At 71.5% G+C, this 13,836-nt stretch carries 13 protein-coding genes; 4 read left to right on the forward strand and 9 right to left on the reverse strand.

Annotated elements, in window-relative coordinates; all coding sequences use genetic code 11:
* Positions 1-203 precede the first annotated feature (203 nt).
* Positions 204-857, forward strand: coding sequence for a M15 family metallopeptidase (locus KUM40_RS19365; protein WP_217167254.1), 654 nt, complete (start codon positions 204-206; stop codon positions 855-857).
* Between the two features lie 132 nt (positions 858-989).
* Here KUM40_RS19365 and KUM40_RS19370 read toward each other — a convergent pair whose 3' ends face one another.
* The gene (locus KUM40_RS19370; RefSeq protein WP_217167255.1) at positions 990-1,916 is read right to left on the reverse strand and encodes an SDR family NAD(P)-dependent oxidoreductase; all 927 of its coding nucleotides are present in this window, start codon (positions 1,914-1,916) and stop codon (positions 990-992) included.
* A gap of 109 nt (positions 1,917-2,025) precedes the next feature.
* Between KUM40_RS19370 and KUM40_RS19375 the strand changes: the two genes are divergently transcribed.
* Positions 2,026-2,691 (forward strand): TetR/AcrR family transcriptional regulator, encoded by a 666-nt coding sequence (locus tag KUM40_RS19375; protein WP_217167256.1) that lies wholly within the window; start codon positions 2,026-2,028, stop codon positions 2,689-2,691.
* Positions 2,692-2,718: 27 nt separating this feature from the next.
* Here the strand turns inward: KUM40_RS19375 and KUM40_RS19380 are convergent, their stop codons facing one another.
* A complete protein-coding gene (locus KUM40_RS19380; protein ID WP_217167257.1) occupies positions 2,719-4,851 on the reverse strand; it encodes an AAA family ATPase in 2,133 nt (710 codons plus the stop codon).
* Positions 4,852-4,913: 62 nt separating this feature from the next.
* Positions 4,914-5,891, reverse strand: coding sequence for an alpha/beta hydrolase (locus KUM40_RS19385; protein ID WP_217167258.1), 978 nt, complete (start codon positions 5,889-5,891; stop codon positions 4,914-4,916).
* Between the two features lie 89 nt (positions 5,892-5,980).
* Between KUM40_RS19385 and KUM40_RS19390 the strand changes: the two genes are divergently transcribed.
* Positions 5,981-6,904 (forward strand): helix-turn-helix domain-containing protein, encoded by a 924-nt coding sequence (locus KUM40_RS19390; protein ID WP_217167259.1) that lies wholly within the window; start codon positions 5,981-5,983, stop codon positions 6,902-6,904.
* On the opposite strand, the gene KUM40_RS19395 is transcribed toward KUM40_RS19390, so the two are convergent.
* Complete coding sequence (locus tag KUM40_RS19395) at positions 6,816-7,760, reverse strand: AraC family transcriptional regulator (RefSeq protein WP_217167304.1); 945 nt, start codon at positions 7,758-7,760, stop codon at positions 6,816-6,818. The two genes, KUM40_RS19390 and KUM40_RS19395, sit on opposite strands and share 89 nt — an antisense overlap.
* 73 nt (positions 7,761-7,833) lie before the next feature.
* Here KUM40_RS19395 and KUM40_RS19400 point away from each other — a divergent pair, with 73 nt between their 5' ends.
* The gene (locus KUM40_RS19400) at positions 7,834-8,883 is read left to right on the forward strand and encodes an SDR family NAD(P)-dependent oxidoreductase (RefSeq protein ID WP_217167260.1); all 1,050 of its coding nucleotides are present in this window, start codon (positions 7,834-7,836) and stop codon (positions 8,881-8,883) included.
* A 327-nt stretch (positions 8,884-9,210) separates the two neighbouring features.
* On the opposite strand, the gene KUM40_RS19405 is transcribed toward KUM40_RS19400, so the two are convergent.
* The 5 genes from KUM40_RS19405 to KUM40_RS19425 all read right to left on the reverse strand — a co-directional run bounded on the left by KUM40_RS19405 (position 9,211) and on the right by KUM40_RS19425 (position 13,816).
* Positions 9,211-9,882 carry a TetR/AcrR family transcriptional regulator gene (locus KUM40_RS19405; RefSeq protein ID WP_254395327.1) on the reverse strand — a complete coding sequence of 224 codons (672 nt, stop codon included), beginning with the start codon at positions 9,880-9,882 and terminating at the stop codon, positions 9,211-9,213.
* A gap of 9 nt (positions 9,883-9,891) precedes the next feature.
* Positions 9,892-10,929, reverse strand: a complete 1,038-nt coding sequence (locus KUM40_RS19410; RefSeq protein WP_254395328.1) for an ATP/GTP-binding protein — start codon at positions 10,927-10,929, stop codon at positions 9,892-9,894.
* A 48-nt stretch (positions 10,930-10,977) separates the two neighbouring features.
* Entirely contained in the window at positions 10,978-11,982 is a 1,005-nt protein-coding gene (locus KUM40_RS19415) for a phosphotransferase (RefSeq protein WP_308401188.1), read from the reverse strand.
* 191 nt (positions 11,983-12,173) lie between these two features.
* Positions 12,174-12,941 (reverse strand): HAD family hydrolase, encoded by a 768-nt coding sequence (locus tag KUM40_RS19420; protein ID WP_308401189.1) that lies wholly within the window; start codon positions 12,939-12,941, stop codon positions 12,174-12,176.
* The gene (locus tag KUM40_RS19425) at positions 12,941-13,816 is read right to left on the reverse strand and encodes a winged helix-turn-helix domain-containing protein (RefSeq protein WP_254395329.1); all 876 of its coding nucleotides are present in this window, start codon (positions 13,814-13,816) and stop codon (positions 12,941-12,943) included. Before KUM40_RS19425 ends, KUM40_RS19420 begins: the two co-directional genes overlap by 1 nt.
* Positions 13,817-13,836 lie beyond the last annotated feature (20 nt).

Raw genomic sequence — 13,836 nt, forward strand, 5'->3', positions numbered from 1 at the left:
ACACCTCGCTAACTATTGCAAGCACCTTGCTTGCAATAGTGCGCCCACCGGCGACCGCCGCATCCAGTGCCGGGTCAATCCCGTCCCAGTGAAGATACGGAGTCCGAGTCCCATCAGACGTGCGGGCCGAGGCGCCGAGTCCCAGCGATTCTGATCAGGCGGATGAGCGGATGCCGTCGAGGTCGGTACGCGATGATCAGTCCATGACCGAGATCGTCTTGATGTCAGATCCGAAGATCGCAGCCATACCGGTGAAGGACTGCGACGAACCGCTCCTTGATGTCCGACGTCACGATCCCTTCCCCGTCGACACTCGCGAGCAGGACGATTCCGGGGCCTTCGCACACCTGCGCCAGGGGGTCCTCAGCCGCCTTGTCGATGCCCGGAAACTTCTGCCAGACGGCATCCGCTTGCTGTTCATCGAGGGGTACCGACCGCCTGCGCTGCAACGTTTCTACTTCGAGCGATACGCCGAAAGTCTCCGGAGCGACAACCCCGGCTGGTCCTCGGAACAGGTCCGTGCTGCCGCAAGCCGGTTCGTGTCTCCCCCGCAAATCGCCCCGCACAGCGCCGGCGCTGCCGTCGACCTGACTCTCGTCGCCGCCGATGGCAAGGAACTCGACATGGGAACGCCGGTGGATGCCAGCCCGGAGGTGAGTGAGGGTGCCTGCTACACCGCCGCCCGCAACATCGGTTCGGAGGCACGTGGCAACCGGCAGATCCTCACTGAGGCCCTGACTGGGGTGGGCCTGGTCAACTATCCGACCGAGTGGTGGCACTGGTCCTACGGCGATCGTTACTGGGCACTTGCTACCGGCACGGGCCACGCCGTCTACGGGCCACGGGAGCTTGGCTGAGACTGCGGAGGCTGTCACTCACGTGAGTGGTCTCGTCCCGATCCAACTGCGTAGACCTGCTGCATCCGCACAGCGCGGCTTTCACGGGACTACGTGGGCTGGTGGAGACGGCGGCGCCGGAGGCGACCCCTCTCAGTGGTTCACCTTCCCTGAGACCGGACCAACCGGGAACCTCACCCCGGTGAGGTCCTCGGAGGCGGCCCACAGCCGCTGCTGGACGGCTGCCTCGTACGACTGTGGGCTGGACGTGACCAGCCGGGGGTGGCCCTTGATCTCGTTGCGTCCGCCGGGGCCGTAGTACTGGCCGCCGAGCACGGCCGGGTCGGTGGCGGCGCGCAGGGTCGGCAGCGCGCCCATCGCCGGTGTCTGGGTGATCAGCGGCGCGAGCCAGGTGAGCGGAAGCCGGAGGGCCGCGGGGGTGTTGCGGGCGAGTTCGGTGCTGGACATGCCGGGGTGCGCGGCCACCGCGACGGTGGTGCCGTGCTGGGCGAGCCGGCGCTGGAGTTCGTACGTGAACATCAGGTTGGCCAGCTTGGACTGACCATAGGCGGCGGCCCGGCCGTACGACCGTTCCCACTGCAGGTCGTCGAAGTGGATCGCGGCCCGGATGCGGTGGCCGGTGCTGCTGACCGTCACCACGCGCGAGCCGGGCACCGGCAGCATCAGGTCCAGCAGCAGCCCGGTGAGCGCGAAGTGGCCGAGGTGGTTGGTGCCGAACTGCGTCTCGAAGCCGTCGCGGGTGGTCTGCTTCGGGGTGTACATCACACCGGCGTTGTTGATCAGCAGGTCGAGCCGGCCGAGCCGGGACCGCAGCGCCGCCGCCGCGGTCCGGACGGAGTCGAGCGAGGTCAGGTCCAGCGCCTGCACGGTCACGTCGCCGGTCATGCGGGCCGCGGCCTGCTCGCCCTTCTCGACGTTGCGCACGGCGAGGACCACGGACGCCCCGCGCTCGGCGAGCGCCTTGGCGGTCTCGTACCCCAGTCCGGTGTTGGCCCCGGTCACCACGGCCACCCGCCCGCGCTGGTCCGGAATGTTCGCCGTCGTCCACTTCTCGCCCATGTCAGGCTCCCGATCAAGTAACGTACCGAAGGTATCTTGTGTCGGCGACGTTAAAGTACTTTCGGTACGTTGTCAACGTACCGCAGGTACCTAAGCTAGGCTGGCGATCGTGACTTTCCAGCGGGCGCGGACCGAAGAGCAGCGGGAGATCCGCCGGCGGGCGATCCTCGACGCGGCGTCGGCGATGCTCGACGAGATGCCTGTGGCCTCGGTCACCCTGAACGAGCTCAGCCGCCGGGTGGGCCTGGCGAAGCCGAACGTGCTGCGCTACTTCGAGTCCCGCGAGGCGGTGCTGCTGGAACTGCTGGACCGCTTCCTGCTGGAGTGGCTGTCGGAACTGGCAGGCGAGTTGACCGCCGACGTCGACGAGAATCTGCCCATGGCCGAGCGAGCGGCAGCGGTGGCCAGGATTCTCAGCAGCTCGCTCTCCGGCCGAGTGGTGCTGTGCGACCTCTTCGGCGCGCAGGGCAGCGTCCTGGAGCACAACGTCTCCGTCGAGGTCGTAGCACGCTACAAACGTGCCTCCCTGGACCGCCTGACGACCATGACCGACCTGATCCAGAAGTACCTGCCGGAGCTGGGCGAGAACGCAACGCTGTTCAGTTTGCAGACCATGGTCATGGCGGGCGCGCTGTCGGCGTACAGCACGCCCCCGCCCAGCCTGCGGGCGGCGTACCAGGCCGAGCCCGACCTGGCCCGCTTCCACCTGGAGCTGAAGGACTACTTGGAGCTGGCCCTGACCGCGACCCTCCTGGGCGTACTGCCCCGCCGCTGACCTGCATCGCGCACCGCGGCAGCCGCGTCAGAACGGCAGGGGCCGCGTGTGCACCACGTCCAGCCGGGACACCGCGCGGGTGAGCACCACGTACAGGCGGTGCAGGCCCCGCCCCGGCGAATTCCAGGGGCCCTCGGCCGCCGCGATCGCCGCCGGTTCGACGGCGACGACGTGGTCGTACTCCAGGCCCTTGACGACGCTCGCCGGGACGACGGCCACCCGGGCACCCGGCGTCTCGGCCCCCGACGCCGCGATGCCGGCCGCGTCGAGCGCCGCCCGCAGCCGGGGTACGTCCGGGTCGGCGGCGACGACACCCACCGAGCCCTCCCGGGTGAGCGCGTGCCGTACGGCGTCCACGACCGTCTCCGGCAGGGCGCCGGGCGTGGTCTCGCGCAGTCTCAGCTCGCCGTCGCCGCGCAGGGAACGGGCCTCCGGTACGTCCACGTCGAGGCGCGCCAGCAGCCGGTTGGTGAGGCCCACGACCTCCTTCGGCACCCGGAACCCGATGGTCAGCGGCACCACGGCCGCGTCCGGCCGGCCCAGGTGCGCGAGGACGGTCCGCCAGGACCGCGCGGCCCACGGTGTGGTCCCCTGGGCGAGATCGCCGAGGACGGTGAGCGAACCGAAGGCGGACCGGCGGGCGATGGCCCGGCACTCCATCGGGGAGATGTCCTGGGCCTCGTCGACGACGATGTGGCCGTAGCCCTCAGGGTGTTCGAGGAGTCCGGCGACCTCGTCGAGGAGGACCAGGTCGGCGGCGGACCAGCGCGCCGACTTCCACGAGCGCGGCACCCGGCCCGTCCACAGCAGCGCCTTCTGCTCGTCGTCGTCCAGCAGCCCGTCGGCGGCCCGCGCCAGCGATCCGGGGTCGCCGAGCAGTTGGGCGACGACCTCTTCCGGGCGCACCCGGGGCCAGGCCGCGTCGAGGTACGCGCCGACCGGCCGGGCGCGTTCGACGCGGCGCAGCCAGGCGTTGCTCTGCGGTCCGGCGCGCCGTTCGGCCCGTTCCTGGACGTACCGCACGATCCGCGCCCGCACCCGCTCGCGCCCGACGGTGTACGGCGGTTGCTCCGCGCGGACGTCCGCGACGATCCCGGCCAGCGTCTCGGCGGGGACGCGCCAGCGGTACGAGCCGTCCGGTACGGCGAGGGGCCCGGCGGCGTCGGGGTCCACGCGCGCGTACAGGGCGCGGCGCAGTACCTCGGCCGTCCGGGCGTCGTGCTTGACGGCGGCGGCCCGTTCGCCGTCGGTGCCGGTGACCGGGTGCCGGGCGATCTCCTGCGGCAGCGTGGACTGCCGTACGCCGGTCTCGCCGAGGGCGGGGAGGACTTCGGCGATGTAGGAGAGGAAGGTCGGGTTGGGGCCGAGGATCAGCAGGCCGGCGCGTTGGATGCGCTGCGGGTGGGTGTAGAGGAGGTACGCGGCCCGGTGCAGCCCGACGGCGGTCTTGCCGGTGCCCGGGGCGCCCTGGACGCAGACGGTGGCGGTGAGGCCGGCGCGGACGAGGTCGTCCTGCTCGGGCTGGATGGTGGCGGCGATGTCCCGCATGGGCCCGACGCGGGGCCGTTCGATCTCCCGGGCGACGATGGCACTGGCCCGGGACTCGCCCCGGCCGAGGTGCTCGTCCTCGAGGCCGGTGAGGTCGGCCGAGTGCCCGTGGCTGCCGGGCGCCCACCCGAAGCGGCGGCGGACGGCGACGCCGCGCGGGTCGCCTGCGGTGGCCTGGTAGAAGGCGCGGGAGACGGGGGCGCGCCAGTCGACGACGAGGGGCGGGGCGGCGGGGTGCTCGGTGATCCGCAGCCGCCCGATGTGCAGCGCGTTCTCCGTCCCGGTCTCCGCCCCGGCCTGCATCCCGGCCTGCATCCCGGTCTCCGCCCCGGTCTCCATCCCGGTCTCCATCCCGGCCTCCGTCCCGGTCTCCGCGAAGTCCAGCCGGCCGAAGAACAGCGGCCCCTCGGGCAGTTCGCGCATCGCCTTGGCCCGGCTGCGCAGCCGGTACCCGAGGACCTCGGCGTCGGCTCCGGAGGCGGAGACGTCCTCGCCGGTGACGACGTGTTCCTGGGCGCCCTCGACCATGGCGGTGAGGACGGCGCGGCAGTGTTCGTGGTGGGCGCGCTCGCGGTCGAGGGCGCGCTGGAGGGCGGGGTCGGGAGACGTCATTCCAGCAAGCCTACCGACATTGTGTTACCTGGTTAAATTTCTTACTCGGTCATCATCTCGTGTCATCGTTTCGTGGTCCTCGTTGAACACCGTCCGGCTGCCCGATCGCGTAACCGATGGCGGGGGGCGGCGGCGAGGTGGCCGGCGAAGAAGGCGATGAGTCTGGCGACGGCCGGGGTGACGTGCTCGTCGCGGTCGTAGAGGGAGACGTGGGTGCCGCCGTCGACGACGAAGAGTTCCTTGGGCTCGGCCGCCCTCTCGACGGCTTCGCGGCTGAAGTGTGCCGTGTCGGCCTCGGAACCGACGATCATCAGCAGGGGGCGGGGCGAGATGAGGTGGACCAGGGCGTAGGAGTCGTACTGGACGATCTGGTCGAGGCTGCGGACGGGCCAGGGCAGGACCGCCCGGGGGTGGTGACCGCGCGGGGTGCGGTAGTACTCGTAGGTCTCGGCGTCCACGGCCTCCGTGATCCACTCCTGCCGGGGAACGCCCTCACCGCGAGCCTCCGCGGTGCGTGCGGCACCCGCGAGTTCGAGCATGGCGCGCAGGGCCCGTGGGTCCTGGGCGGAGCCGAGTCCGTCGCGCATCACCGCTCCCAGGTCCACCGCGCTGACCGTGGCGACGGCCTTGACACGCAGGTCGGTCTGGGCGGCGTAGGGGACGTAGCCGCCGGAGGCGCAGATGCCCAGGGCTCCGATACGGTCCGGGTCGATCTCGTCGCGGGTGGTCAGGAAGCTCACGGCCGACTTGATGTCCTCCGCGCGCTGGAAGGGGTTCTCCAGGCCGCGTGGTTCGCCCTCGCTCTCGCCCTGGTGGGCGGCGTCGAAGACCAGTACGGCGAAGCCTTCGCGGGCCAGGCGCTCCGCGTAGACGCTCGCGGTCTGCTCCTTGACACCGCCGCCGGGATGGCCGACGACGACGGCCGGGAGCCGGTCACCGTCGGGCGCGTCGGGCGCGTCGGGCGCGTCGGGCGCGTCGGGCAGGAAGAGGATCCCGGCGAGTGCGAGATGGCTGCTAAGGAACGTGACGTCCGTCTTCATGCCCCGACCCTGGCAGGTGCCGCGCGCCGGGATAAGGGGCCAATGCCGGCCCCCTCACCGGTCGGGCCCGCGGTGCGAGACTCGACCGCATGAGCAGCGAACTGGGTGACTTCCTCAAGGCCCGGCGCAAGGAGCTGAGCCCCGCGACGGCCGGGCTCACCGACGACGGACGGCGCCGGGTCCCGGGCCTGCGCCGCGAGGAGGTCGCCCTGTTGGCGTCGATCAGCTCCGGTTACTACACCCGCCTGGAACAGGGGCGGCGCCGGGCCTCCGAGCCGGTGCTGGACGCCCTCGCCCGCGCGCTGCGGCTCAGCGAGGACGAGCGTGCCTACCTCTTCGAGCTGTCGGGCAAGGACGCCGGCCGACCGCTCCGGCGGCCCGCCCAGCGGGTCCGGCCCCCGTTGCGGCGCCTGCTCGACGATCTCACCCACACCCCGGCCCTCGTCCTCGGCCGACGCACCGACATCCTGGCGTGGAACCCTCCGGCTGCCGCACTGTTCACCGACTTCGCGCTCCTTCCGCGGGACGAACGCAACTTCGTACGCCTGGTGTTCTGCCATCCCGTGGTACGGGCCCTGTACACCGACTGGCCCCACATGGCGCGGGCCTGCGTGGCGCAACTGCGGATGGAGGCGGCTCGGGACCCGGCGGATCCGCGGCTGACGACGCTGGTGGAAGAGCTGTCCGTGCGGGACCCGGACTTCCGGACCTGGTGGGCCGACCACCGCGTGGCCGTACGGACCGCGGGCACCAAGGCGCTGCGCCACCCGACGGCGGGCGAACTCACGCTCGACTGGTCCACACTCACCGACACGGCCGACCCGGACCAGCAGCTCGTCGCCCTGACCGCCGCGCCCGGCACCGCCTCCCACGACGGCCTGCGCCGCCTGCGGCTCCTGGGCCGCATGCGCCGCCTGGACGCCGTCACATCCGAACGGACCGTTCCTGACGCTCCCGGCGCTCCCGGTAGCTGTAGCGGTAGCGCAGCGGCGACTGACCGACCTCCCGTTTGAACGCGTTGCTGAACGCGCTCGCCGAGGCATACCCCAGCTCGGCCGCCAAGGAGGCGACCGGTACGTCGTCGTCGCGCAGGGCCCGCCGGGCCAGCAGCATCCGCCAGCGGCTGAGATAGGTCAGCGGCGGGACACCCGCCACGGTGCGGAAGGACTCCGCGAACGAGGTCCTCGACATCGCCACGGCGCGGGCCAGTTCCCGCAGCCCCCAGGGCCTGCCGGGATCGGCGTGGATGAGGTCGAGCGCCGGCCGCAGCCTCTCCTCGGTCAGCAGCCGCAGCCAGCCCGGAGGCAGCTCGGCCTGGTCGACGTAGGCGCGCAGCACCTCGAGCAGCAGGAGCTGGCCGTGCTGGCGGATCGCGAAGGCGGACCCCATGCGGTCCCCGGTCACCTCGCCGAACAGCCGGTGGAGACTGCCGCGCAGATTGGTCGCGGCGGCGGCCGACCCGCGGACGTGCGCCACCGGCGGAAGCGCCTGCAGCAGCAGCGCCCGGCCGGCCGGGTTGAGGTCGACATGGCCGCCGACGACGACGTCGGTGTCGGGGGCGCCGCCGATCAGGCGGGCGGAGGTGAAGTCGGCCTCGGGCACGATCTCGCGGCGTGGCCCGTCGCCGGTGCCGCCCTCCAGCCGCAGCCACGACCGGTTGTTCAGGACGGCGACGTCGCCCGGTTCGAGCGCGATCGGCTCCGGCACGCCCTCGGTGGTCAGCAGGGCCCGGCCGCTCGCCATCGCGGTGAACTTCAGCCCTTCCACCGCCGCGCGGGACACCCAGGGGCCCCGCACGGCGAACCCGCCCGACACCACGCCGCGGACCTCGACGAGGTCGAGCACCTCGGACAGTTGATCGCCGACCACCCTCGTACTGTCGCGCAAGAAACACGGATCGGCAAGCATTCACAGTCCGAGGGACCGATCGCAGAGTAGAGACATGACGCACCCCACCGCACACAGGCAGCACCCGATCGGATCCGGCTTCACGGCCGCGTCCACGACCGACGAGGTCCTGGCGGGCATCGACCTCTCGGGCACCAATGTCGTCGTCACCGGCGGCCACAACGGCCTCGGCCTGGAGACCACCCGCGCACTCGCCGGGGCCGGCGCGTCCGTCACGGTCGCCTCGCGCAACCCCGACCGCGCCGCGGCGAAGCTCGCCGGGATCGAACGGGTGGAAACCGGCCGCCTCGACCTCCTCGACCCGAAGTCGATCGACGCCTTCGCCACCCGGTACCTCGACTCCGGCCGTCCGCTGCACGTCCTCCTCAACAACGCCGGTCTCATGGGTGGCCCGCTGGTCCGGGACGCGCGCGGCTACGAGTCGCAGTTCGCCACCAATCACCTGGGCCACTTCCAGCTCACCCTGGGCCTGTTGCCCGCCCTGCGCGCCGCCGGCGGCGTCGGCGGCGGCGGCGCCCGGGTCGTCAACCTGACGTCCGGCGGCCACCGGCTCTCCGACATCCGCTGGGACGACCCGCACTTCACCACCGGCTACGACGCCATGGGCATGCTGGGATACGGCCAGTCCAAGACGGCCAACGTCCTGTTCGCCGTCGAGCTGGACCGCCGCCTGGCCGCGGAGGGCATCCGCGGCTACGCCGTGCACCCGGGCATCGTCGTCGGTACGAACCTCGGGCCCTGGCGCGCCGAGGGAGACGCGCGGGGGCCCTGGATGAGCGACGAGGCGCTGCGGGACCTGGGACTGATCGACCGGTCCGGCCGGCCCGTCATCGACCCCGGCCGCGAGAAGAAGACGCTGCGACAGGGAGCCGCCACCAGCGTCTTCGCGGCGACCAGCCCCGCGCTCGCCGAGATCGGCGGCGTCTACCTCAAGGACAACGACGTCTCGCCCCTGGACGAGGATCCGAAACCCATCGACTTCGCCACCGAACAGAATCCCCCGGCCACCGTCGTGCCCCACGCGATCGACCCCGCATCGGCGCGGCGGCTCTGGGAGCTGAGCGAGCGGCTGCTCACGGCCTAGGCCCCGGCCGCTCCGCCTGGTTCCCCAGTACGTCCGGAAGCGCCGGAGCCTCGGCGTCCGGGGATCCTGACGGTGCGGAGTGCGGAGTGCGGAGTAGAGCACGAGGCGCTGGTCGCGGTCGTCGAGGGTGAGCGAGTCGCAGTCGACGGTGACCTCCTCGACGACCGGGTGCCGGAAGGTCTGCGTGGGCCTCACCGAGACCGCCGCCGTGAACCGGAGCCCTGTGAACGCGCCGAGGTGGCCGCGTGGCTGCTCAGCGACCGCGCCTCGTGGGTGAGGGTGACCGACACGGGAGGACGTCACCGGCCCACTCTTCGCCGAGTCGCCTCACCCCGCCGACGGCCCGGCCGTCCCCGACGGACCCGACGGCCCCACCGGTCCCGACGACCCCACCGCCAGCCTCTCCCCCAGTCCCGCCGCCAGTCCCGCGAACGCCCGCTCCGCCGCCGCCACCGCGTCCCCCCGCACGTCCTCGACCCGCTCCCCGGCCGCGATCCGTCGCCAGTTCTCCAGTGCCAGGATCCGCTGTACGGCGATGATCTGACCGGCGGCCAGTCTGGCCTCCAGGTTGCCGCCGAGCGCCTCGGCGAGCGCGGCCTCGGAGCGCTCGAGCTGCGTGTGCATCCGGGCGACCAGGGCGGGAGTGCCGTAGAGCAGCCGGTGGAAGGCGAGTACCGCGGGATGCCCGTTGAGCCCGGTCACCGGGTCGCCCCGCTCCAGCCCGGCCAGGAAGTGCCGCCGCAGCGCCTCGATCGGCGCCGGCCCCTCCCGCGCCACCCGGGCCGCCTCGTCCTCGTGGTCGGCGATGCGGTGCAGGACGAGGTCCTCCTTCGCCGGGAAGTACCGGAAGAGCGTCGGCTTGGACACCTCGGCCGCGGCGGCCACCTCCGCGACGGACACCGCGTCGAAGCCCTTCTCCAGGAAGAGTTCGACCGCGACGTCCGACAGCGTCTGGAACATCCGCTGCTTCTTGCGTTCTCGCAGACCGGGGGCGCTCATGGGGCGAGCCTACGCACCGGCGACGTCGTCGACGGACTCCGACCGCACGGGTCTGGCCGCGTCCCAGAGGATGCCGAAGAAGGCGCGCCTGCGTGCCACGACGTCCCGTCCCCGCTCACCGTCGTACCGGCTCCAGCGGGTCAGCAGGGAACCGTGCCCGATGAGGTCGAGCAACTGGTCGTCGTCGGCTTCCGATCGCGACGGGGCCGAAACGGGAGCGCGGTACTCGTCCGGTCTCACGTCGATCTTGTCGTAGATCCCCTCAAAGATCACTTCGTCGCCGATGACGTACAGCTTGAGGAAGGGCGACATGTGCACCGCCCGGAACTCGACGGACAGCGTGCCCTGCGCCTTGCGGAGCATCCTGCCCCGCATTGTCTCGAGACCGCGCTCGTATCCCGTGATCTTCTCGACCAGGTACCGGCGGAAACCGGGCGCGTCCGCCAGTTTCCCGTCCGCGCCCCGCACCAGGCCGGGGACTTCGACGGGCCGCGTGAAGTCCGGAACCAGGATGCGGACGGACACGGACCTCGATGGATCGGGAGGCAGCTCCTCCAGCACTCTCCTCAGCGGTTCGACGAAGGTCTCCCCGGTGAAGCACATCCCCCACAGCTCCACGGCACCGCCCTGCCGGACGGTCTGCGCGCACTCCTCCATCAACTGCTGCCCCGTGGCCTCCTCGCCCGACTGCGGGCGCAGCCGCGTGGTCAGGTCCCGGACCTCGTCACTCAGCCGCCGGACGGTCTCGTGCAGATGCCCCGCCGCCTCCCGCTGGGTGTCGTGCGCCGTGTTCAGCCGCAGCACCTCGGCATAGAGCACGTACCCCACGATGCTGAGCAGCGCTCCGCCGATGTAGGTCTTGCCTTCCAGCGCGTCGCCCACCGGTTTGACGAACTGGGCCACCAGCCCGACGACGAAGACGGCCAGGAGCAGGCCCTTGGTCACCGTCGTCTCGGCACGACTCCAGCGCGCCGCCATCCTGCCGCGCAGCGAGGATCCGCCCTCCGACACCACCAAGTCCCCCCAACCGCTGGCGCGTTCGGCCAAGCCGGCCCATGGTGCCCGGTGCCGGGGTGGACAGGAAGAGGGCAGGAGTCACTCGGCCCGCTTGCCGTGCCAGGCGCGCAGCGCCTCCACGATCTGTTCCCGGCCCGGCACGTCGACCAGCCTGAGTGGCTCACGGGCCCGCCGTATCGCGCGCTGAACCCGGTCCGCGGCGGCCTGGAAGTGGTCCGCGTCCCCGTCCGCGTCCTCGGGAAGGTCGGTCGCCGCACGCAGGACATCCGTGAAGACCGACTGCGCGTACTCGAACGCGACGTAGGTAGGGAGGTCTTCGTGCAGTCCGGCGGTCAGCGGGGCGAACCCGGCCTTCACCATGGCCTCGGCCCACAGCTCCGTCATGCGGACCTGCTCCTGCTTGTCGTACGCCATACGCACGAGGTGGGTCGCGAGATCGTGCAGCGGATCACCGAATATCGCCAGTTCCCAGTCGATCACCGTGAGCCGCCCGCCCCGCACGATGATGTTGGCCCGATGGACATCCGTGTGCAGAAGCCGGAACGGACGCGACGTTCGGCAGCGATGATGGGCCGCGAAACGTGCCATCGCGTCCTTGGGAACGCCGACGGCGTCGAAGAGCGCGCCGAATCGGTCCCGGTTCGGACCGTGCACCCGCTCCTCCGTGAAGCGGACCAGCCAGTCCAGGAATCCCTGCGTGTCGCCGTCCTCGGGCCAGTCCTCGGGGCGGGCCGGCAGTTCCGCGACAGGGACGCGCGCGGTCCGGACGAAGAAGGACGCGAACGAGCGCATGAGTGCGTCGCCCACGTTCTCGAGCGGGCCGCCGTCGCTGAGCACCCGGCCCATCCGGTACCGGTGCACGGAGCCGTCTCCGAGGTCGGCGAGGCACGGCGGCACCTCGCGCAGATACCGGCAGACGACGCGGAGCACCTCCGCCTCGCGCGGCCAGATGCGCGGCACCACCTCCACGGTCCGCAGCGGAACGCGGTACTTGAAACGGGCGAAAGGGACGGCTCCCAGCAGCAATGCCAGGACCGGGCCCGAGCGCAGGACGTAGTTGATGTTGTGGTGCCCTCTCAGCACCTCGCCCCTGCCACGGAGTCTCCCGGACTCAACGAGGTGACGCACGAGCGCCGTACGCGCTCGATGTGGCAGACGGTGCATTGCGGGAGAGTAGCGCCTCCGGCCTGTTACGCGTGTCGGGGGACAGCGGTGTCCGCGAGGGCAGCTCTCCCGCGACCGCGACGCGCTCGAACTCCCTGTCCCGGCGGTCGTCATTCACACGGCGACTGTGTCGCCTCCCCATCGGTCGGCAGGCTCCACAGCAGGCGCAGCAACGGCTCGAAGGAGTCCACGACCGCGTCCGCCCCGGCCTCCCGCAGGAGCTTGCTCTTGCGTTCGTTGCGGGCGTAGCCGAGAAACGGCACCCGGGCGCGCCTGGCGGCCTCGCAGTCGGAGGAGGAGTCGCCGATGAACAGCGAGGCCGTCGGTTCGGCGCCCATCGCGCTGAGTGCGCGGACCAGGGTGTGCGGGTCCGGCTTGAGCAGCCGCAGCTCCTGGGTGCGGCCGTAGATGTGCGGGGTGAAGCACGGCAGCAGGCCCCGGCCGGCCAGGTAGGCGCGCACGACGCGCGGAGAGTTGTTGGTGGCGACGGCCAGCCGGACCCCGACCGCCGTCCAGGTGCGGATCAGCGGGTCGGCGTACGCGGTGGGCATGGCGGAGGCGGCGGCCCGCAGTTCCTCCTGGGTGAGGCGTTCCTCCAACTCCTCGACCAGGTCGCTGCGCGGATGGCGGCGGTCGACCGCGCGCAGCACCGCGTGGGGGTCGGGCGACTCGCGTTCGGTCTCGGTGAGCAGGCCGCGCAGTCCTCGGCTGCCGAGCCAGTCGACCAGGTCCGCCGCGACTCCTTCCGCCGTGTGTCCGGCGAACAGACGGCAGATCGGCCCGTCGAAGTCCCACAGCACGAAGCGGGCGTCGCTCACCAGCCGCCCGAGTTGTTCGGTGTCCGCCACCGTTCCGGTCCGCGTCGCTTCAGAAGTCACTAGGAGAGTGTCATGTCCGTGGTGATGGTTTCCCAGAGGGCGTCGAACCACTTCTGCGATTCCTCCACGAACACCGCGTCGCGGTGACCCGTCCGCTTCAGGAAGGAGAACAGCAGCGACTGGGAGCCGAGCGCGTCGTACATCTCCAGCGTGCGGCTCTCGTACTCCTCCTCGCGCCGGGTCGGGATGTAGTAGCCGAGGAGGGCCTCCTCGCCGCCCAGCAGGTAGAGCTTCATCGGCGGGGTGAACGGCAGGGCGCGGAAGGCGATGCGCACGTCGACGCGGTGGGTGGAGCGCACGGCGTGCAGGTTGTGCTGGAGGACTCGGGCCTGGGCGTTGCGCATCTGGAGCCAGCGCTGGTGGACCGGGTCGTCCTCCTCGTCCTCGACCAGGACGGGGAAGGCGAGTTCGATGTCGCGCGAGGGCATCAGGACGCGGAAGTCGATCGCCTCCGGGTGGATGCGGCCCTCGTGGATCAGGCGGAGCGGCTCGCTGAGGGCCAGCATCAGCGTCTCCGAGGTGTGGCACACGACGTCGACCCGCACGCGCGGGGCCGAGAACGCCTCCGCCAGCCGCGGCCCGAGCGACACCATCGTCGGCTGCGGCTCGCCCCGGGGCGTGGCGGGCTCGGCGATGCGGGGCGGGCTGCCCTTGCTGACGTTGGTGAGCAGGCCGTCCTCCTGGAGCGCGCGCAGGGCCTGGCGGACCGCGCCGCGCTCCACGCCGAACTCGTCGGCCAGCTCGGCCTGGGTGGGCAGGCGGTCGCCCGCCTTGAGGTCTCCCCCGCGGATCCGCTCCCGCAGGATGTCGGCGATCTCCTGGGACGAGAGCCTTCTGCTGCCGTTCACGGACACGTTCTCCTGAGTCACGACCAAACGCTACAACTTCGACCTAC

Origin of the sequence: Streptomyces sp. AC512_CC834 (genome assembly GCF_019049325.1) — a bacterium.
Classification (GTDB): domain Bacteria; phylum Actinomycetota; class Actinomycetes; order Streptomycetales; family Streptomycetaceae; genus Streptomyces.

Excerpts from the sequence above, each read along its gene's own strand:
- KUM40_RS19385 (WP_217167258.1), bottom strand. The coding sequence starts at position 5,891 with ATGAAGACGGACGTCACGTTCCTTAGCAGCCATCTCGCACTCGCCGGG.
- KUM40_RS19365 (WP_217167254.1), top strand. The coding sequence starts at position 204 with ATGACCGAGATCGTCTTGATGTCAGATCCGAAGATCGCAGCCATACCG.
- KUM40_RS19370 (WP_217167255.1), bottom strand. The coding sequence starts at position 1,916 with ATGGGCGAGAAGTGGACGACGGCGAACATTCCGGACCAGCGCGGGCGG.
- KUM40_RS19380 (WP_217167257.1), bottom strand. The coding sequence starts at position 4,851 with ATGACGTCTCCCGACCCCGCCCTCCAGCGCGCCCTCGACCGCGAGCGC.
- KUM40_RS19405 (WP_254395327.1), bottom strand. The coding sequence starts at position 9,882 with ATGAGCGCCCCCGGTCTGCGAGAACGCAAGAAGCAGCGGATGTTCCAG.
- KUM40_RS19390 (WP_217167259.1), top strand. The coding sequence starts at position 5,981 with ATGAGCAGCGAACTGGGTGACTTCCTCAAGGCCCGGCGCAAGGAGCTG.
- KUM40_RS19400 (WP_217167260.1), top strand. The coding sequence starts at position 7,834 with ATGACGCACCCCACCGCACACAGGCAGCACCCGATCGGATCCGGCTTC.